A 24,975-nucleotide genomic window follows, 5' to 3' on the forward strand; every position below is an offset into this window, starting at 1 on the left:
GTTGATTCGTGGGATTAGGGGAGCAATAACCGTAAAAGAAAATGATGCTGAGGAAATGATTAACAATACTAAAAGGCTTCTTGAAGAGATGATCGAGAAGAATGCAGTCGTACCTGAAAATGTTGCCCAGGTGCTCATCTCTGTTACAGAAGACTTGGATGCAGTCTTTCCAGCAAGAGCGATGCGGTTATTGGATGGCTGGACATATGTTCCTGTAATGGATATGTGTGAGATTCCTGTAGTGAATTCGTTGAAAAAGTGTATTCGCATCATGATGACGGTAGAAACTGACATACCTCAGAACCAAATTGAGCACATTTATTTAGAAGGTGCCACTGTTTTAAGACCAGATTTATCTGCAAATAAATAAACAGTTTAAAATTACTTATTGACAATAAATTGTAATTTATATTAATATTGCATATAAGTTCAGATTAGTTTTTTAGAGATGAGTTTAGTAGACTAAGGGTGCAAATTCTTAGTGAGAGAATGACAAAGTATCTTACTTTGTATAGGGTAGAATGAGCAGAGCTGAGTTGAGACGAGAACGTTAATTAAAATAAAAAACACCTACCCTAAGATTGTCTTGCCGTTTTCATAAACTGGCATGCTCTTAGGGTTGTTTTTTTCTCATCCAAAATCTCCTCATTCTCCAATTATAAAACCATGATTGGAGAGATGATTATGACTGTTGAAAATTTTTCCTCTTTTTTAAAAGATACAGAACTGTATCTTACTATACCCATCGTGAAACGTTATTTTGTTGATACGATTACACCCATCCAAATTTTTCAAAATTTACAGGAAGAGGCAACCTTTTTGCTGGAAAGTAAAGATGAAGCCTCCCCATGGTCCCGGTATTCATTTATCGGCTTACGCCCGTTTTTGTTTGTAGAAGAAAACGAGGGACTGTTCCAAATAAAAAATGAAAAGAAAGAAACAATTTTGGAAGCAAACCATTTCCGAGAGGCATTTCGACTTACAATGGAGCTCTTAAAGGTTAAAACACCAGATGTATCACTTCCTTTCTGGGGTGGTGCGGTTGGTGTCATGGGATATGATTCTATTTCGACCTTTGAAAAGGTGCCAGAGCATACGAAAAATGATTTAAATCTAAAACGTTTTTCATTTATGTTTTGCGAAACGATGATCGCTTTTGACCACGATTTAAAAGAGTTAACTATTATTCAACTTGTCCGCTTAAAGGGCGGAGAACACAAAGAAGAGCTGTCACATTTATTTATCGATGCACAGCAAAAAATTATTCGGGTTTTTAATCGGATTTTTGATTCGAATCTAAAAAATGAAGGATTGCAAGCCATAGAGCAAGTGTCGTCAGTTGATTTCAGCGATGTGATATCGAATTACGAAAAGGAAGACTTTTTAAAAAGTGTAAACAAGATTAAAGAGTATATAAAAGCTGGGGATATTTTTCAGGCTGTTTTATCACAACGATTTGAGATTCCAATTAATGTTAAAGGTTTTGATTTATATAGAGTACTTCGAATGGTGAATCCATCGCCTTATTTATTTTATTTAAAGCTGGACGGCTATGAGATGATTGGCAGTTCTCCGGAACGGTTGATTCAAATTGAGAATGGTCATCTTGAAATTCATCCAATTGCCGGAACGAGGCGAAGGGGAAAGTCTAAAGAAGAGGATGAGGCTTTAGCGAAGGAGCTAATAGCCGATGAAAAAGAACGTGCTGAACATTATATGCTCGTTGATTTGGCTCGTAACGATGTTGGTAGGGTTGCTGAATATGGCTCTGTGAACACACCGGTTTTAATGGAATTGGGCCGATTTTCACATGTCATGCATTTAATTTCAAAGGTAACCGGACAAATCAAAAAAGAAGTTCATCCAATTGATGCGCTTATATCTGCATTCCCGGCCGGGACTGTATCAGGTGCACCAAAGATTCGGGCCATGCAAATTTTACAAGAAATGGAGCCGACGGCACGTAATGTGTATGCAGGAACAGTTGCATATCTTGGTTTTGATGGAAATATTGACTCTTGTATTGCGATACGAACCATCCTCGTGAAGGACAAAAAGGCGTATGTTCAGGCAGGGGCAGGCATTGTGGCCGATTCTATTCCAGAGCTTGAATATAAGGAAACGATCAATAAAGCAAGCGCGATGATTAAAAGTATTAAACTAGCAGAAAAAATGTTTAATAGGGAGGAAAAAGCGTATGTTTAAGGAAATATTAAATAAATGTGTTTTAGGGGAAACATTATCTGAAGCGGAAGCTGAAATGATTATGAATGAAATTATGTCCGGAAATGCAACACAAAGTCAGATTGCAAGTCTGATTTCTATTTTACGATTTCGGGGCGAAACAGTTGAAGAATTAGTCGGCTTTACAAAAGCAATGCGTTCCCATATGACGCATGTTGATTACGAAGATGATTCGGTTATTGATACATGCGGCACCGGTGGTGACGGCGCCTCAACCTTTAACATATCTACAACGGCGTCTATTATTCTTTCAGCACTTGGTGTAAAAGTAGCTAAACATGGAAATCGCGCTTTTACCTCAAAAAGTGGCAGCGCTGATGTACTAGAGCAATTAGGAATAAATATCCAGAGCTCACCTGAAGAGGCAAGGCATTCGTTAAATGATTATAATATGAGCTTTTTATTTGCACAAACGTACCATTCATCCATGCGCCATGCAGCAGTACCAAGAAAAGATGTTGGTTTTAGGACGATCTTTAATATACTTGGCCCCATCTCAAATCCGGCCAATTGCAAATATCAATTGATTGGCGTTTATGATTCAAGACCGGCAGAAAAGATGGCTGAAACGTTGAAACGATTGGGCTCAAAAAGAGTATTGCTTGTTACTGGACGTGACGGATTAGATGAGTGTTCAATCACGACAGAAACAGACATTGTTGAATTAAATAATGGTGTGATTTCAAGAAGGACGATTACTCCTGAAGAATTTGGATTGGAAAGAGGAACATTAGATGAAATTCGTGTTTCTTCGGTAGAGGAAAGTGCTTATGTGCTTGAAAGTATTCTTGCGGGTAGCGGCAATCGCTCACAGAGAAACATTGTTTTATTAAATGCGGGAGCAGGACTTTATGCCGCTGAAAAGTGCAACTCAATCGAAGAGGGAATTAGCATGGCAAGAAACGCGATTGATGAAGGCGTTGCTTTAGCGCAGTTAAACAAACTACGAAAGGCTAATCTAACGATGAAGGAGAAGCAGCAGTATGCTTAAAAAAATCATTGAAACAAAAAAAGAAGAGGTAGCTCGTCTCGAGCTGCCTGAGAATCAGGCAGTTCATCATGTATCATTCTATCATGCTTTAAAAAATAAAAAACATGAGGTTGCCTTAATCGCCGAGGTAAAAAAGGCATCCCCATCAAAAGGAATTATTAAGGAAAACTTCCACCCAGTGGAAATTGCGCTAGGATATGAGCTCGGCGGAGCAGATGCTATTTCTGTACTTACAGACAGCCATTATTTTCAAGGTAAAAGGGACTACATCCCATTGATTAAAAAGGAAGTTGGACTCCCGGTTATGCGAAAGGAATTTATCATTGATAAACGCCAAATATTGGAGAGTAAATATCTCGGAGCAGATGCGATTCTATTAATAGCTGAAGTTTTAGAGCCTCAAAAACTAGCTGAATTTTATCAATATGCCAGCGAATTGGGATTGGACTGTTTAGTAGAGGTGCATTCTAAGAGCGCATTAGAAGGAATCCTTTCAATATTTACACCCAAAATAATTGGCATCAATAACCGTAATTTGGCAACTTTTGAAGTTACCCTAGAGCAGACGGAAAACATTGCTTCTTCGATACCGGATGGAAGCCTATTCGTCAGTGAAAGTGGCATTTTTACGTATGATGATATTACTAGAGTGAGAAAAGCAGGTGCTAATGCTGTTTTAGTTGGTGAATCGCTGATGAGAGCTGAATCACCTGCAAAAGGTATTTCAAAATTATTTGGAGTAGTACAATGACAACGACACTTTTAAAGCTTTGCGGAAATCATTCTTTACAAGATTTACAATTGGCCGTAAACAGTGGTGCACCGTTTATTGGAATTGTCTTTGCTGAAAGCAAACGGAGGGTAGACCCCGTACTTTGCAGTGAGTGGCTGAGCCAAGTTGAAAAAGGACATGATCAAAAATATGTTGGTGTTTTTGTTAATTCAACCTTGCAGGAAATCGCAAATGTACTTCAATATGTGCCACTTGATATCATTCAATTTCATGGCAATGAAGCACCAGGAGAAATCATCGAAGTAAAAATGGCTACTGGACTAAAGGTATGGAAAGCAATCCATCACAGCGACAATGGTATTGCTAGAATGAAAGACTACGAGCATGTAGTAGATGGCTACGTGATTGATTCGAAGGTAAAAGGTGCCTGGGGAGGAACGGGTGAACGTTTTGACTGGGAGGCTATTCCTGCCTATAAAAATGAAGCTAGAAGACAAGGGGTACATTGCCTCATTGCCGGCGGAATTGTTCCTGAGAACGTAGAGCAAATTTTACACTATTTTCCTGGTGGTATTGATATTTCAAGCGGCATTGAAACAAATGGAAAAAAGGATGCCGATAAAATTCAACAATTACTATACAAACTACATTCATTTGAAATTGTGAGAAAAGAATAAAAATTTCATGTTGGAGTCTTTACCTAAAGTAATGTTGTGTTACAATTAGGAAAAGAATCCTTTTTTGCTTTAGTGCGAGAAAATGGGTTTTATTATTTCTTAATAACAAATTTATCTTAAATATACTAGAAATGGTGGGGTCTTCATGAAAATAAAAGTGAAAGAACAACTAGTTGGTTTAACTTCTTATCAGCCTGGTAAGCCGATTGAAGAAGTCAAAAGGGAACTCGGGCTGAACAAAATTACAAAATTGGCATCTAATGAAAATCCTTTTGGATGTTCTGAAAAGGCTAAAGAAGCTATTAAAGCAAGTTTAGATGAATTAGCACTTTATCCTGATGGATATGCTAGAAATTTGCGTGAAAAAGTTGCTGGATTTATCGGCGTGGAAGAAAACCAGCTTATTTTTGGAAATGGATCTGATGAGCTTATCGCCATCCTTTGTACAGCCCTTTTAGCACCTGGTAAGAATACAGTTATGGCAAATCCGTCTTTTTCCCAGTATAGCCACAATGCCATCCTACAAGGAGCAGAAGTCCGTATGATTGAAAATATCAACGGTGAGCATGATTTAGACGGAATGCTAGAGGCAATTGACGAAAATACCGAAATTGTATGGATATGTAATCCAAACAATCCAACTGGAACGTATATTCCAGAAGATAAACTACTTCCTTTTATTGATAAAGTGCCGGATCATGTGTTGATTGTTATGGATGAAGCCTACAAAGAATATGTTGTTGCTGAGGATTATCCAAATACATTATCACTATTAAAGGATTATCCTAATTTATTAATCTTACGAACATTTTCAAAAGCTTATGGACTTGCTGCCCTCCGCGTAGGATATGGTGTAGGAAATCCTGAGCTAATTACGGCATTAGACCCTGCAAGAGGTCCTTTTAATACTTCTAGAATTGCTCAAGCCGCAATTACTGCAGCTGTTGATGACCAAGATTTTATTAAATCTTGTGTGAAAGCAAATCGTGAAGGCCTCGAGCAATTTTATCAATTTTGTAAAGAACGGGAATTGGATTATTTTCCATCTCAATCGAATTTCATTCTTATTGATTTCAAACGCTCCGGGCAGGAAATATTTGACTACTTATTAAGAAAAGGCTTCATTGTCCGCTCAGGTGCAGCACTGGGTTACCCAACATCCGTTCGAATCACCGTTGGTAGCCGTCAAGAAAATGAGGAAGTCATTCAAGCTTTAACGGAAATGCTTGATGGATCACGTTAGGGGGATCCTTTTTTGAAGAAAAGAGTATTTGTAATCGGGCTTGGTTTAATTGGCGGTTCGATTGCTTTAGCGATAAAACGTAGCCATGATTGTATAGTCATTGGCTATGAAATCAATGAAGAACGGCTTGGTTTAGCTAAAACATTGAATGTTATTGATGAATCGGCGGAGTCTATTGCGAATGGGGCCAAAGAAGCGGATCTTATTATTATCTCGGCCCCGGTACAGCAAACAGAACTCATTATTGAAGAGTTGTCCGAAATGGATCTAAAACCATCCGTTATCATTACAGATGTCGGCAGCACAAAACAACAAATCATGGAAAAGGCCAGGCTTTTGCTTACTAAAGGTATCACTTTTATTGGCGGTCATCCTATGGCGGGATCCCACAAAAGCGGTGTCAGTGCGGCAAGACCGCATTTGTTTGAAAATGCTTATTATATCCTAACACCTGAAAATGGTATCGAAGAGGCTAAAATTATCGAGCTGAAAGAATGGTTGCAAGGGACAAAGGCAAACTTTTTAATTTTAACGCCTAAGGAGCATGATCAATTTACAGGGGCCATCAGCCATTTTCCACATATTGTTGCTGCCAGTCTTGTCCATCAGGTGGCTACTTTAGATGAACAGGATTCAACGGTTTCAAGCTTGGCTGCCGGAGGGTTTAGGGATATTACGAGAATTGCCTCAAGCAGTCCGGTCATGTGGCGCGACATATTGCTTCATAATAAAGAAATTCTGCTTGAGCTTTTAGAAAGATGGCGGCATGAGATGGAGCATGTCAAAGAATTGATTGATTCTATGGATAGTGACGGGATATATGCATATTTTAAGGAAGCGAAGGAGTTCCGTGATTGTTTACCGGTTAAACAAAAAGGGGCCATCCCGTCCTTTTACGATTTATATGTAGATGTACCGGATCACCCTGGTAGTATTTCCGTAGTAACTGGTATCTTAGCGAAAGAGGAAATAAGCATAACGAATATTAGAATTATTGAAGTTAGGGAAGATATCATGGGGGTCTTAAGACTCAGCTTCCGTAACGAAGAGGATCGAAAAAGAGCTCAAGCTTGTCTAGCAGAGCATAAATACGAATCATTTATCGAAATGTAAGGATGTGTTTCTTTGTCAACAAAACAATTAGTAACGGATGTTTCTAGTTTAAACGGGGTTATTCAAGTTCCCGGTGATAAATCGATTTCACATCGGGCGGTCATGTTTGGGGCTCTTGCCAATGGGAAAACAACGATTACCGGCTTTTTACCTGGTGAGGATTGTTTGAGTACGATTAATTGTTTTCGAAAAATGGGTGTGAAAATTAACCAGATGAATGACTATGTTGAAATTGAATCAGCTGGAATGAATCATCTGCAAGAACCGAAGGAAATACTAGATGTTGGCAATTCTGGAACGACAACTAGATTAATGCTGGGCATCTTAGCTACGAGACCGTTTCATTCGGTTTTAATTGGTGACGAGTCCATCGCTAAAAGACCGATGGGGAGAGTAACAAAACCCCTGAGACAGATGGGGGCTGTTATCGATGGACGTGAAAATGGTATGTACACGCCTTTATCAATTAGGGGTGGAAATACGGTGGGTATTGAATATAACTCACCTGTAGCAAGCGCACAAGTGAAATCAGCCATTCTTCTCGCAGGACTAGCCTCAAAAGGTGTAACAACTGTGACAGAACCAGCTCTATCTAGGGATCACACGGAAAGAATGTTGGAAGCCTTCGGAGTAAAGATAAATCGTAATGGCTTATCGGTTTCAATTGAAGGCGGTCAGCAGCTTACGGCTACAACGATTGAGGTACCCGGAGATATTTCATCAGCTGCCTTTTTCTTAGTGGCTGGAGCGATTGTACCAAATAGTGAAATTACCCTTCAAAATGTCGGTATGAATCCAACTAGAATCGGAATAATAACCGTCCTTGAAAGGATGGGAGCAACCTTAAGTCTTACCAATGAGCGAACTGTTAACGGAGAACCAGTTGCCGACTTAACAATATCAACATCAGAGTTAAAAGGAATAGAAATAAGCGGTGATATTATTCCGACTTTAATTGATGAAATACCGATTATTGCGCTCCTTGCTACTCAAGCGGAAGGAAAAACAATCATTCGGGATGCTGAAGAATTAAAAGTTAAAGAAACGAACCGTATTGACACTGTTGTAACCGAGCTTAGAAAAATGGGGGCAATCATTGAAGCAACCGATGATGGGATGATTATTGAAGGGAAATCTCCGTTACACGGGGCGGATGTCAAAACCTATGGTGATCATCGCATTGGAATGATGCTGGCAATCGCAGCGCTTATTGCCACCTCTGAAACAAGGCTCGAAAATGCAGAGTCAATTGCAGTCTCCTATCCCAACTTTTTTGATCATTTAACTCAATTAGTTTAGTAATAGAAGTTCTATAATGTCTCTTCTTATCATAACTTGTTGTTAAGAAATTTGTACAAGCATGGTAAGGGGGGCATTTTATTTTGAATTATATTATTGAGGGTGCCAATGTTGTTTCGGAAGAAGGAATTACAATAAGTTCTTTTCTTATTCACGATCACAAAATAAGTCATTATGGAAGGTCACTGAAGCAATATCAAGGAATGCGGATGAAAGCTTCGGATTATATAATGACACCTGGGCATGTGTATCTAGATTTTCAGTTGGTAAATAGCAAAAAACTAGAAGACTATAAAAGTAAACTTGTTAAGCTCGTGACAAAGGGGTGTACAACGGTATTGGTTCCTTGTGAAATCCCTTATGAAAGTGAATTTGAAAATAAAGTTCGAGCGGCAAGACATTCAATGATTAATAGTACGATTGATTTTGTAATCGGAATCCGCATAGCAGCAGAGAAACTCACACCCTCCATCATTAGATTATGTAAAAGGCAAAAAATCCCATATATTCTCGCAGACGTAAATGAAGATACAAATATTCATTGTATTCCATGGGGCTGGATTCGCGAGGCCCAATTTCAATTTCAAATCCCGATTTATCCCTTGTGGAATATTGGGGATAAAAAGGAATTAAAAATACGAAAGCAGATATGGGAGGAGAAGGCAATTCTTCATAATATTCCTACATATCTCAATTTTCCAATTGATTTCCGTCCAGTTCCAAAAGCAATCCGACAACAAATTGGAATTTATCCTAAAAAAGGAGAACTGTTAATTGGCAATGATCTTGATTATAATTTATATGCTTTTCCTCTGGAAGAGCCAGAAGTTGAAGAAAAAAACAAACTTGATTATGATAAAATTGAACCGTTGATTACTGTTCATAAAGGAAAAGTATTAAAGGTGAATGATAAAGTGAATTTTCTCCCCGGATTTGGACAAGAATTAATCATTAAGCTACCGGGCCTTTTTGCTGCAATTGAAACAGTTGGATATAGACCCCACCCCACAAACTAATGGTGGTGGGCTTCATTTTGGTTAAAGGAGTTACAATAATGGACAAGAAGCTACAGGAAGCTATACAGTTAGTTGAAAATGGAGAAATAAATAAAGGACTTCAATATTTACATAGTCTTATAGCAAATGCAAATCATGAGGAAAAATTGATGATTGCTGATTTATATTTAGAATGGGGATTTTTGGATGAAGCGAAAACCATTATCGAGGAGTTGCTTGAATATTATCCTGATGAGGGACAGCTTTATATTTATGCTGCTGAGATTGCCATTGAACAGGATGAAGAGAGCGATGCTTTAGATTACCTTGAAGAAATTAAAGAAGGTGATCCTGCCTACCTCCAGGCTCTCATTCTCATGGCGGATATGTTTCAGATGCAGGGCCTTGATGAAGCGGCAGAGCAGAAGCTATTGAAAGCAAAAAGCTTAGCACCAAATGAAGCATTGATCGACCTTGGTCTAGGCCAATTTTATTCAGATATTGGTGAGTACAAACAAGCAATTCCTTTTTTCCAAAAGCTTATAAGCTCAAAAATTGAAATAGAACATTTAAATATACACCTTTTACTAGCTGACGCTTTTGTACATTCCGGTCAATTTGAGGAAGCCCTGGAAAGCTATGAAAGAGGACTTCAAGATAAATTAGAAATTAACAGCTTATTTAATTATGGATTTACTGCTTTTCAGCTCGAAAGATATGAGCTTGCCATTGCAAAATGGAACGAGTTGAAGGAACTAGACCCAGAATACATATCCCTATATCTCTATTTAGCAAAAGCATACGAACATATTGGTGCACTTAACGAGAGCTATGATGCTGCGAGTATTGGCTTAAAATATAATCCGAATTTTAAGGAATTACTTGTGTTTGCAGCAAGACTGGCGATGAAGCTGCAAATGCTTGAAGATGTGGAGGAGTATTTGTTAAAGGCAATTGAGATTGATCCGGGATATATCGAAGCCATCAATTTGCTTTCAAGCTACTATCTTTTTCAAGAACAGTATGAAGAGGTTATTCACCATCTTCAGAAAGCAATCGAAAATGATGAATACGATCCGCAATTCGAGTGGGATCTTGCTACGGCAAAAAAACATTTAGACTCTAATAAAGATGCATTAAATCACTATGAGAATGCATATACTTATTTCAAAGACAATATTCAGTTTCTTGAGGATTTTGGTTATTTTCTTCTAGAGGATGGAGATCAAAAAAAGGCGAAAGCAATGTTCAAACGAATTCTCGAACTGGATTCAACTAAGACAGAAATTGAGGAAGAGCTGCTGCGTTTGGAAGAATGGTAGTCTTTTGTAGGAATTTGTCTAGCGATTTAAGCAGGATTTTGAACCTTATTTAAAGAATTTTGATTATGTAAGCAGGATTTTTAACATTTATTAAAGAAATTTATTAAGGAGAGAAGAAAACGATAGAGGAGGGATATTCTTTGGCAACCCCTGTATCTGTCAATGAAAAGAAAGAATTTGTGCGCTGGTTTTTAAATCATTATCAGTTAAAAAGGCGGGAATGCGTTTGGATATTGAATTATTTGATGAGTCATGATCAATTAATGAAAAATGTTCATTTTGTTGAACAAGCTGAATATTGTCCAAGAGGGATTATTATGTCTACTCATTGCGTTGACGATGTACCGTTTCGGTTTTATAAGGATAATGTGATGACTACAGATGCTGAAAAATCCTTTCATGACATTCGCTTAAATCGTGATCAAGACATCTATATTCAACTTAATTTTAAAGCCTCCTTTACTTGTACACATTATGTTGCTGTTTTGGAGGAAAATAAGTTTATCCCAAACCATCTTCAAATTAATGAAAAAGACCAGCAGTTGGCTCAAAGGTTTCTGGAAGAATCATTATTATCCTTTCAAAAGGATAAGCTGTTACAGCAAATTGATGATGCTTTAGATAGCCTCGATTTTAATAAGTTTATGTTTCTTTCAGCACAATTAAATTCATTGCTGGAGTGCCAAAATACTTCCTCGGTCTAGAGGAAGGTTTTTTTTTGCTTCAAAACATGTTTTAATGAAAGTATATAAAATATGGGATATTAAGGAGAGAATAAGAGAATGAAGTGGACAAGGTCAGATGTTGAAATGTACATAAAATCGAGGGAATTTATTGATACAGCAGTGATTCCCCTTATACCAATCTCATTACATGATGATGCTGTTCCAATCTGTGAGATGGGTGAATTTATTTCTATACTATCGATAGAGCTAGAAAGAGAATATAAAGGTAGAATCATTGTTTTGCCGGCATTTACATATTTAAAACAAGAGGATACAGAAAGCTTAATCGAACGGATTAACAAATGGAATAGTGCTTTATTGGGTGATGGTGTTAAACATGTCTTACTCCTTACCTCTGATTCCGATTGGAAACTTAATGAAAAGGACCTTCATGCCAGCTTAGTATGGCTTCCTTCTATTGCTTTAAATGATCTGGATAAAAAGTACATAGAACAACTAATGAAATCACAATTAAAACAAATTCAATCAATTGTGATGAATCTGTGGAAAAGTGCGGATTAATCGTTATTTTCAACCCGAAATTCGACATGATGTTATTGACCAATGGACAAGTTTGCGCTATCATGGTTATGTCCTAGTAATATGTGTGTTTATAAATGATTTGTCCGGGATGGACTATCCTTTAATAGAGGGGGGAAGATAATGAGTAAGGGAAATCAAGTAACTAGACGTCAATTTCTTAGTTACACACTAACAGGTGTGGGCGGATTTATGGCGGCAGGCATGCTTACACCAATGCTTCGTTTTGCAATTGACCCAGTTTTAAAGCCAGCTTCTAAAGGTGAACTTGTAGCAGTTGTTGAGGAATCTAAGCTAACAAGTGAACCGCAACGTTTTGACTTTAAAGTTAATCAAGTCGATGCATGGTATGAGTCAGAAGTTACGATGTCAGCTTGGGTTTATAAAAATGACGACGGAAGCATTCAAGCAATGTCACCAGTATGTAAACATTTAGGCTGTACAGTAACATGGAATGATCCAAAAGTGCCAAACAAATTCTATTGCCCATGTCATGGTGGGGAATATGAAAAAGATGGAACAAACGTACCAGGCACACCACCGCTTGCACCATTGGATCTTTATGATTACAAAGTTGATGGCGGAACTTTATATCTAGGTAAAGCTAGACCACGAGCATAGGAGGGGCGTAATAGATGCTTAATAAAATTTATGATTGGGTAGACGAGCGTTTAGATATTACGCCGCTGTGGCGTGATATTGCTGACCATGAAGTGCCTGAGCATGTTAATCCAGAACATCACTTCTCAGCATTTGTATACTGCTTTGGCGGTCTTACATTCTTTATTACCGTCATCCAAGTATTATCTGGAATGTTCTTAACAATGTACTATGTTCCAGATATTAAAAATGCTTGGGAATCAGTATATTACTTGCAAAATGAAGTTGCATTTGGTGTAATTGTGCGCGGAATGCATCACTGGGGAGCAAGTTTAGTAATCGTTATGATGTTTTTACACGTATTACGTGTATTTTTCCAAGGGGCTTATAAGAAGCCACGTGAATTAAACTGGGTTGTAGGTGTATTAATATTCTTCATGATGTTAGGTCTTGGTTTTACAGGATACCTATTACCATGGGATATGAAAGCGTTATTTGCAACAAAGGTAGGTTTACAGATTGCAGAGGCTGTTCCATTACTTGGACCTTATATTAAAACATTATTAGCAGGTAGCCCTGAAATTGTTGGTGCCCAAACATTAACTCGTTTCTTCGCAATCCATGTATTCTTCCTGCCTGCATGTTTATTTGGCTTAATGGCTGCCCATTTCGTAATGATTCGAAAGCAAGGTATTTCGGGTCCATTGTAAAATACATATGTAACATAAGGGAGGGAAGACGATGCATCGCGGAAAAGGTATGAAATTTGTTGGGGATTCTCGTGTACCTGCAGAGAGAAAACCTAATATACCAAAAGACTATTCCGAATATCCAGGGAAAACGGAAGCATTCTGGCCGAATTTCCTTTTAAAAGAATGGTTGATTGGATCTGTATTTTTAGTGGGTTATCTTTGTTTAACGATCGCCCATCCATCACCATTAGAGCGTATAGCTGATCCAACAGATACAAGCTATATTCCATTACCAGACTGGTATTTCTTGTTCTTATATCAATTACTTAAATATGAATATGCATCAGGTCCTTACACAGTAATCGGTGCGATGATTATTCCTGGTCTAGCATTTGGTTCATTACTTTTAGCACCATTTTTGGACAGGGGTCCAGAACGCCGTCCATCAAAACGACCAGTTGCAACAGGTTTAATGTTGCTAGCATTGGCAGGAACTATTTTCTTAACATGGCAATCTGTAGCAACCCATGACTGGGCAGCAGCAGCTAAGCAAGGTGAAATTAAGAAAACAGTTGAATTTGATAAAGAGGACCCTGGCTATAAAGTTATGGAGAAAAATGGATGTTTAAACTGTCACGGTACTGACTTGACTGGTGGTGCAGCAGCTCCTGCATTAACAGAAACTGGTAAAACGTTATCAGCAGATGAAATCGCTAATATTGCGAAAAATGGACGGAATACAATGCCTCCAGGAATGTTCAAAGGTACTGACGAAGAACTTAAACAACTTTCTGAATTTATTCATGGTTTAAGTGGTAAGTAATTTCATATTATTAATGAAAAAAGCTGACCTTCAAGAGAAGGCCAGCTTTTTCATTTTTTACATTTTTTGATAAAATAAGAGTAATAACTATATTTCGGAGTTGAGTGGATGAAACTATTGATTCAGTTTTTAGGGCATCGTTCGATTTTATTATTATTATTATTAATCAACATCATTGGTACTATTTGGGGTTATATTTGGTATGGATGGCAATTGGCAGACACCCCAACAAAATTTCTAATCTTTGTACCTGATAGTCCCACTGCAAGTTTATTTTTTGTGTTTGTTTTATTCGCCTTTTTATTAAGAAGAAATTGGCCGCTGATTGAAGCTTTGGCCATTGTTACTCTTTTTAAATATGGAATATGGGCGGTCGTGATGAACGTATTGGTTTTAAAGGTACAAGGGTATTTGCCTTTGGATGGTTATATGTTAATTGCTTCGCATTTTGCAATGGCTGTTGAAGGGCTTTTATTTGCCTCCTATTATCGTATAAAGGCTTGGCATTTAGTAATTGCCGCTATTTGGACCTTGCATAATGATGTCATCGATTATGTATTCGGCATGATGCCTAGATATGGCATGTTACATGATTTTACAGCGCAAATTGGGTATTTTACATTTTGGCTAAGTATTGCATCGATTTTTATTACATACTGGTTATGCCTTAGAGACAAGCATTATCAAACATCATTGTTCTAAGGTTCTACTCTTGTCCCTTCCCTCATAAACTCATACAAAACAATGGGGGGAGCAAGTGATGATAAGGAAGATTTTATTACCGATGATTTTTTTCTATTTGTTTATTCCACAAATGACATATGCCAATAATGAAGCCTGGACTTATTTAGATAAAATGACAGACCAAGCCCTAATGCTTACAAAACAGCAAAAATATGTAGAGGCAAAACAAGAGCTGGAGACGTTTTCTGATCAGTTTATCAAAACATATCCAAAGGAAAATCATATCACCATGAATGATTTGCGTGTAATCTCAATTAGTACCATCGAAGCTATAAATGCATTAACAGCCGTTTCTTTAGAACACCAAGAAAGAGTACGAAAAGTAACCCGCCTCCGGCTTGCCTTGGATGCTTTACATTCTGAGCACCAGCCTTTATGGAAGGGGATGGAACAGGAAGTATTGGCTAGTTTTGAGCAAATGAAGGATGCCGCATTAGACAATGATATGGAAACATTCAAGTTTCAGTTTAATTCATTTTCAATGAACATCGATACCATTTACCCATCTTTAGTTATTGCTCTTGACCCAGATATTATATCAAGATTAGACTCCCATATCCGCTTCCTTGCTACTTATGACCGCGTAACTACACAAAATAAGGAAGAGCATTTAAAGATTATGGAAAAGGATATGTATAAACTCTTTGGTAAAACTATTGAAGATGTGACCGACCCCTCTTTGATTTGGGTGATGATTACATCAGGGTCTATTATTTTTGCAGCATTACTATATGTTTCTCTAAAAAAATATACGGCTGAAAAAATTACCATCATAAAATATCGTGACCGATAAGTGAAGTGGTTATTAATTGACTAAAATTTGACCATTCAATACAATATGAATAACAAATATTTTTTATGGAGGAATGGAAAGGATGTTTCTACTTTATTTTGCAATAATCATCCTCATCCCGTTATGGGCACAAATGAAAGTGAAGGGTGCATATCGCAAATATTCTCAAATTCCTGCTTCTTCAGGAATGACTGGTGCACAAGTTGCTAGAACAATTTTGGATAATAATGGACTGTATCATGTGAGGGTTGAAGAAACACATGGGATTTTGTCAGACCACTATGATCCACGTTCAAAAACAGTGCGCTTATCATCCAGCAATTATCACGGGGCATCTGTAGCCGGGGCAGCTGTTGCAGCGCATGAGGTGGGCCATGCTATTCAGGATGCACATGATTATGCGTTTTTAAGATTTAGACATGCTTTAGTGCCTGTGGCGAATTTAGGATCTAATCTTTCTTGGATTTTAATTATGATTGGGATTTTTGCACATATAAGTGGATTTTTATTACTAGGAATTGTTTGTATGGCTGCAGCCGTACTTTTTCAAGTTGTAACGTTACCAGTGGAATTTAATGCGTCTAGTCGCGCAATGGATGAAATTGTAGCAGCAGGTGTGATTCGTAATAATGAAGAAAGAGAAACACGCAAAGTTTTAAGTGCTGCTGCATTAACATATGTTGCTGCTGCATTAGTAGCAGTCATGGAACTTGTTCGTATGCTATTAATGTATACAGGTTTATTTAGTGACGAGGACTAAAGAGTAACCACATAAAGTAGAGGCTGACACTGCGTCAGCCTTTTTGTTGTGAAAGTTAAATTCCATCAATCGTTTATTGCGACCGAGTTTGATTGGACAACGCTCGAATGAAAGGTTAGACTGTTTTCTAAGTTTTTATGCGGACCAACACGAATATAGTCTCGCTTCCTTGAAATACCCAGATGTTTATTCGTGTCCGCATAAAAACTTGCTTTACACAACATTTACGGATTGTCCAATCACTTTAGGAAGCAATAAACGGCTGATGGAATTGCCTTTATCAAGAATTATGCTCTATCTCTCTAATGGTTTCTTATTTTCATCCAACGTAAACCCTTCTCCAAGTACCTCATGAACATCGCTGACCGATACAAATGCATGGGGATCAACAGAGTTAATAATCCCTTTCAGCTTGACAATTTCATTGCGGCCCACAACACAGTAAAGGACATTTCTCTCCTGGTTGGTAAAGCTCCCCATCCCCTTTAAAACCGTTACCCCGCGGCCCATATCTTGCATGATTTGATTCGAAATGTCCGCACTTTTCTCAGAAATAATCATTGCCCCTTTGGCATAATAGGCTCCTTCTTGCATGAAATCAATCACCTTCGCACTTACAAAAACAAGCACAAGTGTGTACATCGCTTCACGATAGGATAAATAAAAGATTAACGATGTTGTGATTACACAGGCATCAAACATAAACATCGTTTTCCCCATACTCCAGCCGATATACTTATTAACTAGTCTAGCAATGATATCGACACCGCCTGTTGTTCCCCCGTAGCGAAAAATAATCCCTAACCCCGATCCAATAGAAACACCGGCAAACAGGGCAGCAAGTGTTAAATCATCATGGAGTGGTATCGAAAAGGGACGATAGCGTTGGAATATCCATAAAAAGATGGATACACTTACAGTTCCAAGAATCGTATAAATAAAGGTAGTCCTACCCAAAAATCTCCAGCCAATAAAAAATAATGGGATGTTGAGAACGAGATTTGTGATAGATGGGTCAATTTTAAATAAAAAATATAATAGCAAGGTTATTCCTGTAAACCCGCCCTCGGCTAAATTATTTTCCATATTAAAATAGACAAGACCAAAGGAAAGGATCGCCGCACCAAGTAATATGAAGAAGACATTCTTTAGTTTTATTGTAATTTTCATCTCAAAGCCCCCTTGATAGAAAAACATAACCATTATAGATTAGTTTGGAAAAAATGTGAAGAATTACTCTAGTTTTCTAAAATAAGAAAGAGTAAAGTTTGTCAAAATGCCTAAATTTAGCTAACATAAAAAATAAAAGAGGTGAACAGTATTTGAAGCAAAAAACAATGGAGGAAATGCAAAAGGAAGTTGATCAATACATAAGTCAATTTAAAGAAGGATACTTTAGTCCTTTGGCCATGTTAGCGCGTTTAACAGAGGAACTAGGAGAGCTTGCCCGAGAAATTAATCATTATTATGGTGAAAAACCGAAAAAAAATGATGAAGAAGAAAAAACTGTTGAACAAGAGCTTGGCGATCTTCTTTTTGTGTTAATTTGTTTTGCAAACTCATTAAACATCAGCCTAGAGGAATCCTTTGATTTAGTAATGAATAAATTTAATACGCGCGATAAAGATCGATGGACAAGAAAGGAGTAGGGGGAGAACCAATGGAAAACATTAAAATTATTTTGGCCGGACCACGCGGAAAAATGGGGATGGAGGCATTAAAGCTTATCAAGGAAACTGAACATTTTGAACTAGCAGCTGCGATTGACCGTAAAAATGGGGGGAAACTCGTTTCAGATATTGAAGGATTGCCGGCAATTGATGCCCCTATATATGAAGATGCTGAAAAATGTTTTAAAGAAATTCAGGCAGATGTTCTTTTGGACTTAACAACACCGGAAATCGGCAGAAAGCATACTGAAGCTGCATTGGCGTACGGGATCCGTCCGGTTGTAGGAACAACAGGTTTCAATGAACAAGAATTAAAGGAATTGGCAAAAACAGCGGAGGATAAAAGAATAGGTGTCATTATTGCCCCGAACTTTGCGGTTGGCGCAGTGTTAATGATGAAATTTGCGCAAATGGCTGCGAAATATTTTCCAGATGTTGAAATTATTGAACAGCATCACGACCAAAAACTTGATGCCCCATCAGGGACTGCTATTAAAACAGCTGAGTTAATTTCACGTACACGTGAAGAAAAACAACAAGGGCATCCAAATGAAAAAGAGACTATTCAAGGTGCAAGAGGCGCCAATATGAACGGCATGCGCATCCATAGTGTTCGACTTCCGGGTCTAGTAGCTCACCAAGAAGTTTTATTTGGTGGAAATGGACAAATATTAACGCTTCGCCATGATTCATTGCACCGCTCTTCTTTTATGTCAGGTGTGAAACTAGCGATTGAGACAGTCGTGAATCTTGATGTCTTAGTCTATGGGCTTGAAAACATCATTGAGTAGGGGGTGATTTCATGAATATTGCTTTAATTGCTCATGACAATAAAAAAGAAGCATTGATACAATTCGTATCAGCGTACAAAGTTATTTTTAAAAATCATTCATTATATGCAACAGGTACGACAGGGAAAAAGATTATGGAGGCAACGGGATTACAGGTGCATTGCTTCCAATCTGGACCACTAGGCGGTGACCAGCAAATTGGCGCAATGATAGCTGATAATGATATGGATTTGGTAGTTTTTTTTAGAGACCCGCTAACGGCACAGCCACATGAACCAGATGTGAGTGCATTGCTTCGACTTTGTGATGTTTATAATATACCGCTTGCATCGAATATGGGAACAGCTGAAGTGCTAATTCATGGCCTAGAACGTGGTGATTTCGCTTGGAGAACAATTGATGATTGATACTTTAAATAAAAAGAGGTTTACAAATGAAGTTAAAAATTGGTATTACATGTTATCCGACTGTTGGAGGATCCGGGGTTGTTGCAACTGAGCTAGGAATGCTATTAGCTGAAAGAGGCCATGAAATCCATTTTATAGCTTCTAGTATTCCTTTCCGATTAAATAGATGGTATCCCAATTTATATTTTCATGAAGTCGATGTCAATCAGTATTCTGTATTTAAGTATCCACCTTATGATTTATCATTGGCTAGTAAAATGGCAGAGGTTGCAAAGCGGGAGAACTTGGATTTACTGCATGTTCATTATGCCATTCCCCATGCAATCAGTGCCTTTTTAGCCAAACAAATGGTTGGTGGCGACACCTTGAAGATAATCACAACATTACATGGTACAGATATTACTGTTTTAGGGCATGATCCTTCATTACAAGAGCTGATTCGCTTCGGAATTGAACAATCTGACATGGTAACGGCTGTATCCAAAAATCTTGTAGAAGAAACATATAGATTAGTCGAAACGAATAAAGAGATTGAAACAGTGTATAATTTTGTTGATGAACGCGTTTATTATCGACGTGAACGTCAGTATTTAAAAAGGCAAATCGGGATTCAAGAGGACGAAAAAGTAATCATCCATATTTCCAATTTTAGACATGTGAAAAGAGTTCCCGATGTTATAGAAGCATTTGCGCTTATTCAAAGGGAAATCAAGGCGAAACTACTGCTAGTAGGTGATGGTCCTGAGTCTACCATTGTTTCCCGTATGGTGAAGGAAAAGGGTTTACAAGACCGTGTCCTTTTTCTAGGTAAACAAGAAAATATTGAGGAAGTTTTATCAATTAGCGACCTTTTCCTTCTTTTATCAGAAAAAGAAAGTTTCGGCCTTACACTTTTGGAAGCAATGGCCTGTCAGGTTCCATGCATTGGCACGAATATTGGTGGCATTCCGGAGGTCATTGAAGATGGAGTGACGGGTTTTATTTGTGAATTAGGAGACGTAAAGGCAGTTGCGGAGAAAGCAATCCAGATTCTTAGCAACGAAGAATTGTATAACAGAATAAGTGATCAAGCTTATATGCGAACGAAAGAAGTCTTCCATTCTGAAAAAATAGTGGAACAGTATGAAGCGCTTTATTTTAAAATGTTAAGATCCAGTAAAAAGTGAGTGATATACATGGAAGGACCGTTTATAAAAGCAAAACCAATCATTGAAACATTAATCAAGGCTGGATATGAAGCATATTTTGTCGGCGGTTCTGTCCGTGATTTTCTATTAGGCCGTCCGATTGGCGATGTAGACATCGCTACATCTGCCCTGCCTCAGGATGTGACCAGTCTATTTAAAAAGACAATACCAGTTGGAATTGAGCATGGGACCGTCATTGTTGTCCTTCATGATGAGTGCTATGAGGTAACAACTTACCGAGTTGATGGTGATTATAAAGATTTTCGCCATCCCTCAAAGGTCGAATTTGTTTCCTCACTTGAGTCAGATTTGCAGAGACGTGATTTTACAATCAATGCAATGGCAATGGACTATGATGGGATCATTATTGATCCTTTAGATGGAAAAAAAGACTTAGAAGAAAAATACATACAAACGGTTGGAAATCCAGATGACAGATTTTTAGAAGATCCACTCCGAATGATGCGGGCCTTTCGCTTTATCAGTCAATTAGAGTTTAAATTAAGTGACGATACAAAAAAATCAATTAAAAAAAATAGCAGTTATTTAGAAAAAATATCGGTTGAACGAATATTAATAGAATTTGAAAAACTTTTGATTGGCAAAGCACGGAAAAAAGCACTTTCGCTTATTGTCGAGCTCCAAATCTATAATTATTTGCCGCTATTAGCAAATAAACGTGAAGAACTTATAGAATTTAGTGAGGCCTGTGCTAATCATTCATTACATCTTGATGAATTATGGACTTTGTTGATATTAATCCTAAAAATAGACAAAATTGATCATTTTTTTAAGCAATGGAAAAGCTCAAATGAACGAATCAAAACTTGTGTGTCTTATATAAACGCAATTGCAGAACTACAAAAGAATAACGAACTTTCACCATTCTTTGTTTATACATATGGACTTTCAGTATTAAAATCTAGTATAAAGATTTATTGTATCTTGGAACAGAAACAATCAGAGATGATGATTTTGAAGCTTCAAGAGATTTATGACGGACTTCCTATCCATTCAAGAAAAGAACTTGCGGTTTCGGGTAATGATTTAATGGGCTTGTATAATAAAAAAGGAGGGCCCTGGCTTTCTCATTTGATTACCGTGGTTGAAAGAGCTGTTGTTAATGGAGAAGTAATAAATAATAAAGCAGAAATAAAGGAGTGGCTCTTGACATGCAATCCTCAATAAGAAAAGAATTATTGAAATTATTTTCGGAGTATGAAGGGGAATTTTTATCAGGACAATTGATTAGTGAAAAGCTTGGCTGTTCAAGAACTGCTGTTTGGAAACATATTGAGGATTTGCGTAAAGACGGCTTTGAAATGGAGGCTGTTCAAAGAAAGGGTTATCGGATTCTCAAACAACCGGATAGAATTAGCGGGAACGAAATCCAGCTTGGTTTACAAACTAAATATTTAGGCAGAGATGTTCATTATGAAGAATCGGTTACATCGACACAAAAGGTTGCACATAAACTTGCCTATGAAGGTGTTCCTGAAGGGACGGTTGTTGTTGCCGAAGAACAAGTTACAGGTAAAGGCAGACTTGATCGCACTTGGTTTTCACCGAAGTATGCTGGGATTTGGTTTAGTTTGATTTTGAGGCCAACTATTCCACCACAACAGGCACCACAGCTGACCCTATTAGCTGCTGTCGGTGTTGTTAGAGGGATTGAAGCGGCTACTGGAATACACTGTGAAATAAAGTGGCCGAACGATATTTTGATTAATGGCAAAAAGGTGGTCGGTATTTTAACTGAATTGCAGGCTGAACCGGATCGAATCAATGCGGTGATTATTGGAATTGGCATTAATGTCAATCAACAGGCCGAGAGCTTTCAGGAAACAATTAAAGATACTGCAACATCTCTGTCAATTGAATGCGGAGAAAAATTGAATCGCGCCAAGATTTTACAAGCAATTTTAAAGGAAATCGAAGACTTGTACCTCGATTACTTAGAAAATGGTTTTGGAGTGGTCAAATATTTGTGGGAAAGTTATGCCGTCAGCATTGGTAAACAAATTACCGCGAGAACATTAACAAATACAATTGTTGGAAAAGCCCTAGGTATTACGAATGAGGGTGTTTTATTATTAGAGGATGAAAGTAAAATGATTCATCGCATTTATTCAGCTGATATTGAAATAAATTAAAAATTCAAATTAATAAAAAATCTCTCCCGTTTTAGACCGATTTCTGATATACTACAAACATCGGGTAGTATCCATAGGAACTACACCGTAAGCGGCAATATAACAATTGAAGTGATAACTGCCTTGATCCGTAAGCGGACTAGGACAGGGGATGAATAAACCAATAAATTTCTTGCCTACTGTCTTTCCGTATGGAAAGATTTTTTATTTGGTTTGAAAGTTTAGTTTGGTTGTCATTCCCTCTATCTCATTTTTCGGAGGGAAAATATGAAAACTACAACAGATTTTCAAAAAATGAAAGCAAATGGTGAACCAATCGTTATGTTAACAGCCTATGATTATCCATCTGCCAAACTTGCTGAAGAAGCTAATGTCGATATGATTTTAGTCGGTGACTCCCTGGGAATGGTTGTGCTTGGATATGATTCAACAATTCCAGTAACTGTTCATGACATGGTGCACCATACAAAAGCGGTTTGCCGCGGTGCAAAAAATACTTTTATCGTTACTGATATGCCGTTTATGAGCTACCATTCTTCGTTTGAAGAAACGATGAAAAATGCGAGGATGTTAATGCAGGAGGGCGGAACACATGCCTTGAAACTGGAGGGAGCAGGTGAAGTCTCTTTTACAATCTCACGGTTAACGGCGGCGGGAGTGCCTGTTGTCGCTCATCTCGGACTTACACCTCAATCTGTAGGTGTTTTAGGCGGATACAAAGTGCAAGGCAAGGACCAAGAAACAGCGCAAAGGCTGATCAAGGAAGCTATTGAAGTTGAAAAAGCAGGAGCGATGATGCTTGTTCTGGAATGTGTTCCAAAACAACTTGCCGAAATAATTACAGCCAAACTTACGATTCCAACAATTGGAATTGGCGCAGGCAATAAAACAGATGGACAAGTCCTTGTATATCATGATGTCATTCAAAATGGCTTTGGTCATGTACCTAAATTTGTAAAACAATACGCAAATGTGAATGCAAATGTCGAGCATGCGATTACTCAATATAGAAATGAAGTAAAGACCAGGGAATTTCCTAGTGAAAATCACTCGTTTACAATGAAAGAAGACGAGCTTGTGTCTTTATACGGAGGAAAATAGAAAATGCAGGTTATCACTTCAATTAAACAAATGCAAGAGCTAACGAAGCAATTCAAAAGAGAAGGAAATACAATTGGCTATGTACCAACGATGGGTTTTTTACATGAGGGCCACTTGACTTTAATTAAAGAAGCGAAAAAGAATAATGACAAAGTTGTCATTAGTATTTTTGTGAATCCATTGCAATTTGGACCTAATGAAGATTTTGAAGCCTATCCACGTGATATCGAGCGGGATGAAGCATTAGCAAAAGATGCAGGGGTCGATGTTGTTTTTTATCCGGAAGTTAACGAGATGTATCCTGTCGAGCTTTCGACAACAATTCATGTAACAAAGCGGGTTAATGTCCTATGTGGAAAATCTAGACCTGGTCATTTTGATGGGGTAGCCACAGTCTTAGTGAAGCTATTTAATATCATTATACCGGACCGTGCCTATTTCGGATTAAAGGATGCCCAGCAGGTTGCCGTTGTGTATGGATTAATACAGGATTATAATATCCCAATTGAACTTGTTCCTGTTGCAACTGTACGTGAAGAAGATGGACTAGCGAAAAGTTCGCGTAATGTTTATTTAAGTGAACAAGAACGGAAAGAAGCACCCGTACTTTATCAAAGCTTACAAAAAGCAATCCAAACGATTATTGATGGAGAAAGTAATATCGAGCGAATCAAAGCTTTGGTAAAAGAAGAGATAACTGAAAAAACATCAGGCCAGATCGATTATGTAGAGCTTTATTCCTATCCGGAATTAGAGGAAGTTGATCAACCACAGGGAAAAATGATTCTTGCAATTGCAGTGAAATTCAGTAAAGCACGCTTAATCGATAATATAACGTTTACGGTCTAGGAGGAAAAGACTTTGTTTAGAACATTAATGAATGCCAAAATACATCGCGCACGTGTTACAGAAGCAAACTTAAACTATGTTGGAAGCATCACAATTGACGAAGATATTTTAGATGCAGTTGGAATTTGTGAAAATGAAAAAGTTGCCATTGTTAATAATAACAATGGAGCGAGACTTGAAACCTATGTAATTCCGGGTCCAAGGGGTAGTGGTGTGATTTGTTTAAATGGTGCAGCCGCCCGTCTTGTCCAACCGGATGATATTGTCATTATCATTTCTTACGCAATTGTGTCACAGGACAAAGTTGCTGCACATAAACCAAAAGTTGCGATTATGAATGAAAAAGATAATTCTATTAAAGAAATTATTTATGCCGAACCGGCATCTACTGTATTATAATAAAATAGTTGTACAATGATGGCTTTCGCTTTATTGTGGCGAAAGCCTTTTAGTTGCATCATAAATTAGTACATTTAAGCAGATAGTATAAGAAAAATCACTAACGTATCGTCGTGTCCTTTAA

General features: G+C 37.8%; 28 protein-coding genes. 27 read left to right on the forward strand and 1 reads right to left on the reverse strand.

Annotated features, from left to right (window positions below; genetic code table 11):
- The first annotated feature begins 1 nt into the window (after position 1).
- From aroH to ACNQFZ_RS18150, 18 genes are all read left to right on the forward strand, one after another.
- On the forward strand, positions 2-370 hold the full coding sequence (gene aroH / locus ACNQFZ_RS18065) for a chorismate mutase (protein ID WP_458412694.1): 369 nt from the start codon (positions 2-4) through the stop codon (positions 368-370).
- Positions 371-684: 314 nt separating this feature from the next.
- Positions 685-2,205 (forward strand): anthranilate synthase component I, encoded by a 1,521-nt coding sequence (gene trpE / locus ACNQFZ_RS18070; RefSeq protein ID WP_458412695.1) that lies wholly within the window; start codon positions 685-687, stop codon positions 2,203-2,205.
- On the forward strand, positions 2,198-3,235 hold the full coding sequence (gene trpD, locus ACNQFZ_RS18075) for an anthranilate phosphoribosyltransferase (RefSeq protein WP_458412696.1): 1,038 nt from the start codon (positions 2,198-2,200) through the stop codon (positions 3,233-3,235). Before trpE ends, trpD begins: the two co-directional genes overlap by 8 nt.
- Complete coding sequence (gene trpC, locus ACNQFZ_RS18080) at positions 3,228-3,986, forward strand: indole-3-glycerol phosphate synthase TrpC (RefSeq protein ID WP_458412697.1); 759 nt, start codon at positions 3,228-3,230, stop codon at positions 3,984-3,986. Before trpD ends, trpC begins: the two co-directional genes overlap by 8 nt.
- On the forward strand, positions 3,983-4,645 hold the full coding sequence (locus ACNQFZ_RS18085) for a phosphoribosylanthranilate isomerase (protein WP_458412698.1): 663 nt from the start codon (positions 3,983-3,985) through the stop codon (positions 4,643-4,645). The genes trpC and ACNQFZ_RS18085 overlap by 4 nt, the downstream gene beginning before the upstream one ends.
- A 151-nt stretch (positions 4,646-4,796) precedes the next feature.
- The gene (hisC, locus tag ACNQFZ_RS18090; protein WP_458415442.1) at positions 4,797-5,888 is read left to right on the forward strand and encodes a histidinol-phosphate transaminase; all 1,092 of its coding nucleotides are present in this window, start codon (positions 4,797-4,799) and stop codon (positions 5,886-5,888) included.
- A gap of 12 nt (positions 5,889-5,900) precedes the next feature.
- The gene (locus ACNQFZ_RS18095) at positions 5,901-7,001 is read left to right on the forward strand and encodes a prephenate dehydrogenase (protein ID WP_458412699.1); all 1,101 of its coding nucleotides are present in this window, start codon (positions 5,901-5,903) and stop codon (positions 6,999-7,001) included.
- A 12-nt stretch (positions 7,002-7,013) separates the two neighbouring features.
- Positions 7,014-8,300, forward strand: coding sequence for a 3-phosphoshikimate 1-carboxyvinyltransferase (aroA, locus tag ACNQFZ_RS18100; protein WP_458412700.1), 1,287 nt, complete (start codon positions 7,014-7,016; stop codon positions 8,298-8,300).
- A gap of 83 nt (positions 8,301-8,383) precedes the next feature.
- On the forward strand, positions 8,384-9,316 hold the full coding sequence (locus ACNQFZ_RS18105; protein WP_458412701.1) for a hypothetical protein: 933 nt from the start codon (positions 8,384-8,386) through the stop codon (positions 9,314-9,316).
- A 38-nt stretch (positions 9,317-9,354) separates the two neighbouring features.
- On the forward strand, positions 9,355-10,617 hold the full coding sequence (locus ACNQFZ_RS18110; protein WP_458412702.1) for a tetratricopeptide repeat protein: 1,263 nt from the start codon (positions 9,355-9,357) through the stop codon (positions 10,615-10,617).
- 140 nt (positions 10,618-10,757) lie between these two features.
- Positions 10,758-11,321 carry a ReoY family proteolytic degradation factor gene (locus tag ACNQFZ_RS18115; protein ID WP_458412703.1) on the forward strand — a complete coding sequence of 188 codons (564 nt, stop codon included), beginning with the start codon at positions 10,758-10,760 and terminating at the stop codon, positions 11,319-11,321.
- A 78-nt stretch (positions 11,322-11,399) separates the two neighbouring features.
- On the forward strand, positions 11,400-11,864 hold the full coding sequence (locus ACNQFZ_RS18120; RefSeq protein WP_458412704.1) for a YpiF family protein: 465 nt from the start codon (positions 11,400-11,402) through the stop codon (positions 11,862-11,864).
- Between the two features lie 141 nt (positions 11,865-12,005).
- Positions 12,006-12,503 (forward strand): QcrA and Rieske domain-containing protein, encoded by a 498-nt coding sequence (locus tag ACNQFZ_RS18125; protein ID WP_458412705.1) that lies wholly within the window; start codon positions 12,006-12,008, stop codon positions 12,501-12,503.
- Positions 12,504-12,517: 14 nt separating this feature from the next.
- The gene (gene qcrB / locus ACNQFZ_RS18130; protein ID WP_458412706.1) at positions 12,518-13,192 is read left to right on the forward strand and encodes a menaquinol-cytochrome c reductase cytochrome b subunit; all 675 of its coding nucleotides are present in this window, start codon (positions 12,518-12,520) and stop codon (positions 13,190-13,192) included.
- A 31-nt stretch (positions 13,193-13,223) separates the two neighbouring features.
- A complete protein-coding gene (locus tag ACNQFZ_RS18135) occupies positions 13,224-13,997 on the forward strand; it encodes a c-type cytochrome (RefSeq protein ID WP_458412707.1) in 774 nt (257 codons plus the stop codon).
- 108 nt (positions 13,998-14,105) lie between these two features.
- Positions 14,106-14,699, forward strand: a complete 594-nt coding sequence (gene lhaT, locus ACNQFZ_RS18140) for a lipoprotein heptaprenylglyceryl N-acetyltransferase LhaT (protein WP_458412708.1) — start codon at positions 14,106-14,108, stop codon at positions 14,697-14,699.
- 58 nt (positions 14,700-14,757) lie between these two features.
- Complete coding sequence (locus ACNQFZ_RS18145; RefSeq protein WP_458412709.1) at positions 14,758-15,534, forward strand: sporulation protein YpjB; 777 nt, start codon at positions 14,758-14,760, stop codon at positions 15,532-15,534.
- 82 nt (positions 15,535-15,616) lie between these two features.
- Positions 15,617-16,294: a zinc metallopeptidase gene (locus ACNQFZ_RS18150; RefSeq protein ID WP_458412710.1), complete on the forward strand. Its 678-nt coding sequence runs from the start codon at positions 15,617-15,619 to the stop codon at positions 16,292-16,294.
- 294 nt (positions 16,295-16,588) lie between these two features.
- On the opposite strand, the gene ACNQFZ_RS18155 is transcribed toward ACNQFZ_RS18150, so the two are convergent.
- Positions 16,589-17,464 (reverse strand): YitT family protein, encoded by an 876-nt coding sequence (locus tag ACNQFZ_RS18155; RefSeq protein WP_458412711.1) that lies wholly within the window; start codon positions 17,462-17,464, stop codon positions 16,589-16,591.
- A gap of 167 nt (positions 17,465-17,631) precedes the next feature.
- On the opposite strand from ACNQFZ_RS18155, the gene ACNQFZ_RS18160 reads away from it, so the two are divergent.
- The 9 genes from ACNQFZ_RS18160 to panD all read left to right on the forward strand — a co-directional run bounded on the left by ACNQFZ_RS18160 (position 17,632) and on the right by panD (position 24,851).
- The gene (locus ACNQFZ_RS18160) at positions 17,632-17,943 is read left to right on the forward strand and encodes a nucleotide pyrophosphohydrolase (protein WP_458415443.1); all 312 of its coding nucleotides are present in this window, start codon (positions 17,632-17,634) and stop codon (positions 17,941-17,943) included.
- Between the two features lie 11 nt (positions 17,944-17,954).
- The gene (gene dapB / locus ACNQFZ_RS18165; protein WP_458412712.1) at positions 17,955-18,755 is read left to right on the forward strand and encodes a 4-hydroxy-tetrahydrodipicolinate reductase; all 801 of its coding nucleotides are present in this window, start codon (positions 17,955-17,957) and stop codon (positions 18,753-18,755) included.
- An 11-nt stretch (positions 18,756-18,766) separates the two neighbouring features.
- Complete coding sequence (mgsA, locus tag ACNQFZ_RS18170; RefSeq protein ID WP_458412713.1) at positions 18,767-19,162, forward strand: methylglyoxal synthase; 396 nt, start codon at positions 18,767-18,769, stop codon at positions 19,160-19,162.
- Between the two features lie 26 nt (positions 19,163-19,188).
- The gene (gene bshA / locus ACNQFZ_RS18175) at positions 19,189-20,328 is read left to right on the forward strand and encodes an N-acetyl-alpha-D-glucosaminyl L-malate synthase BshA (RefSeq protein ID WP_458412714.1); all 1,140 of its coding nucleotides are present in this window, start codon (positions 19,189-19,191) and stop codon (positions 20,326-20,328) included.
- 9 nt (positions 20,329-20,337) lie between these two features.
- Positions 20,338-21,537, forward strand: a complete 1,200-nt coding sequence (locus tag ACNQFZ_RS18180) for a CCA tRNA nucleotidyltransferase (protein WP_458412715.1) — start codon at positions 20,338-20,340, stop codon at positions 21,535-21,537.
- A complete protein-coding gene (locus tag ACNQFZ_RS18185; RefSeq protein ID WP_458412716.1) occupies positions 21,522-22,502 on the forward strand; it encodes a biotin--[acetyl-CoA-carboxylase] ligase in 981 nt (326 codons plus the stop codon). Before ACNQFZ_RS18180 ends, ACNQFZ_RS18185 begins: the two co-directional genes overlap by 16 nt.
- A gap of 267 nt (positions 22,503-22,769) precedes the next feature.
- Positions 22,770-23,603, forward strand: a complete 834-nt coding sequence (gene panB, locus ACNQFZ_RS18190) for a 3-methyl-2-oxobutanoate hydroxymethyltransferase (protein WP_458412717.1) — start codon at positions 22,770-22,772, stop codon at positions 23,601-23,603.
- 3 nt (positions 23,604-23,606) lie between these two features.
- Positions 23,607-24,452 carry a pantoate--beta-alanine ligase gene (gene panC / locus ACNQFZ_RS18195; RefSeq protein WP_458412718.1) on the forward strand — a complete coding sequence of 282 codons (846 nt, stop codon included), beginning with the start codon at positions 23,607-23,609 and terminating at the stop codon, positions 24,450-24,452.
- A gap of 12 nt (positions 24,453-24,464) precedes the next feature.
- Complete coding sequence (panD, locus tag ACNQFZ_RS18200) at positions 24,465-24,851, forward strand: aspartate 1-decarboxylase (RefSeq protein WP_458412719.1); 387 nt, start codon at positions 24,465-24,467, stop codon at positions 24,849-24,851.
- The last annotated feature ends 124 nt before the right edge of the window (positions 24,852-24,975 follow it).

This window comes from Schinkia acidoalkalinis (assembly GCF_054301215.1).

Excerpts from the sequence above, each read along its gene's own strand:
- trpE (WP_458412695.1), top strand. The coding sequence starts at position 685 with ATGACTGTTGAAAATTTTTCCTCTTTTTTAAAAGATACAGAACTGTAT.
- trpD (WP_458412696.1), top strand. The coding sequence starts at position 2,198 with ATGTTTAAGGAAATATTAAATAAATGTGTTTTAGGGGAAACATTATCT.
- trpC (WP_458412697.1), top strand. The coding sequence starts at position 3,228 with ATGCTTAAAAAAATCATTGAAACAAAAAAAGAAGAGGTAGCTCGTCTC.
- ACNQFZ_RS18085 (WP_458412698.1), top strand. The coding sequence starts at position 3,983 with ATGACAACGACACTTTTAAAGCTTTGCGGAAATCATTCTTTACAAGAT.
- ACNQFZ_RS18110 (WP_458412702.1), top strand. The coding sequence starts at position 9,355 with ATGGACAAGAAGCTACAGGAAGCTATACAGTTAGTTGAAAATGGAGAA.
- ACNQFZ_RS18120 (WP_458412704.1), top strand. The coding sequence starts at position 11,400 with ATGAAGTGGACAAGGTCAGATGTTGAAATGTACATAAAATCGAGGGAA.
- ACNQFZ_RS18125 (WP_458412705.1), top strand. The coding sequence starts at position 12,006 with ATGAGTAAGGGAAATCAAGTAACTAGACGTCAATTTCTTAGTTACACA.
- qcrB (WP_458412706.1), top strand. The coding sequence starts at position 12,518 with ATGCTTAATAAAATTTATGATTGGGTAGACGAGCGTTTAGATATTACG.
- ACNQFZ_RS18135 (WP_458412707.1), top strand. The coding sequence starts at position 13,224 with ATGCATCGCGGAAAAGGTATGAAATTTGTTGGGGATTCTCGTGTACCT.
- lhaT (WP_458412708.1), top strand. The coding sequence starts at position 14,106 with ATGAAACTATTGATTCAGTTTTTAGGGCATCGTTCGATTTTATTATTA.
- ACNQFZ_RS18145 (WP_458412709.1), top strand. The coding sequence starts at position 14,758 with ATGATAAGGAAGATTTTATTACCGATGATTTTTTTCTATTTGTTTATT.
- ACNQFZ_RS18150 (WP_458412710.1), top strand. The coding sequence starts at position 15,617 with ATGTTTCTACTTTATTTTGCAATAATCATCCTCATCCCGTTATGGGCA.
- ACNQFZ_RS18155 (WP_458412711.1), bottom strand. The coding sequence starts at position 17,464 with ATGAAAATTACAATAAAACTAAAGAATGTCTTCTTCATATTACTTGGT.
- ACNQFZ_RS18160 (WP_458415443.1), top strand. The coding sequence starts at position 17,632 with ATGGAGGAAATGCAAAAGGAAGTTGATCAATACATAAGTCAATTTAAA.
- dapB (WP_458412712.1), top strand. The coding sequence starts at position 17,955 with ATGGAAAACATTAAAATTATTTTGGCCGGACCACGCGGAAAAATGGGG.
- mgsA (WP_458412713.1), top strand. The coding sequence starts at position 18,767 with ATGAATATTGCTTTAATTGCTCATGACAATAAAAAAGAAGCATTGATA.
- bshA (WP_458412714.1), top strand. The coding sequence starts at position 19,189 with ATGAAGTTAAAAATTGGTATTACATGTTATCCGACTGTTGGAGGATCC.
- ACNQFZ_RS18180 (WP_458412715.1), top strand. The coding sequence starts at position 20,338 with ATGGAAGGACCGTTTATAAAAGCAAAACCAATCATTGAAACATTAATC.
- ACNQFZ_RS18185 (WP_458412716.1), top strand. The coding sequence starts at position 21,522 with ATGCAATCCTCAATAAGAAAAGAATTATTGAAATTATTTTCGGAGTAT.
- panB (WP_458412717.1), top strand. The coding sequence starts at position 22,770 with ATGAAAACTACAACAGATTTTCAAAAAATGAAAGCAAATGGTGAACCA.
- panC (WP_458412718.1), top strand. The coding sequence starts at position 23,607 with ATGCAGGTTATCACTTCAATTAAACAAATGCAAGAGCTAACGAAGCAA.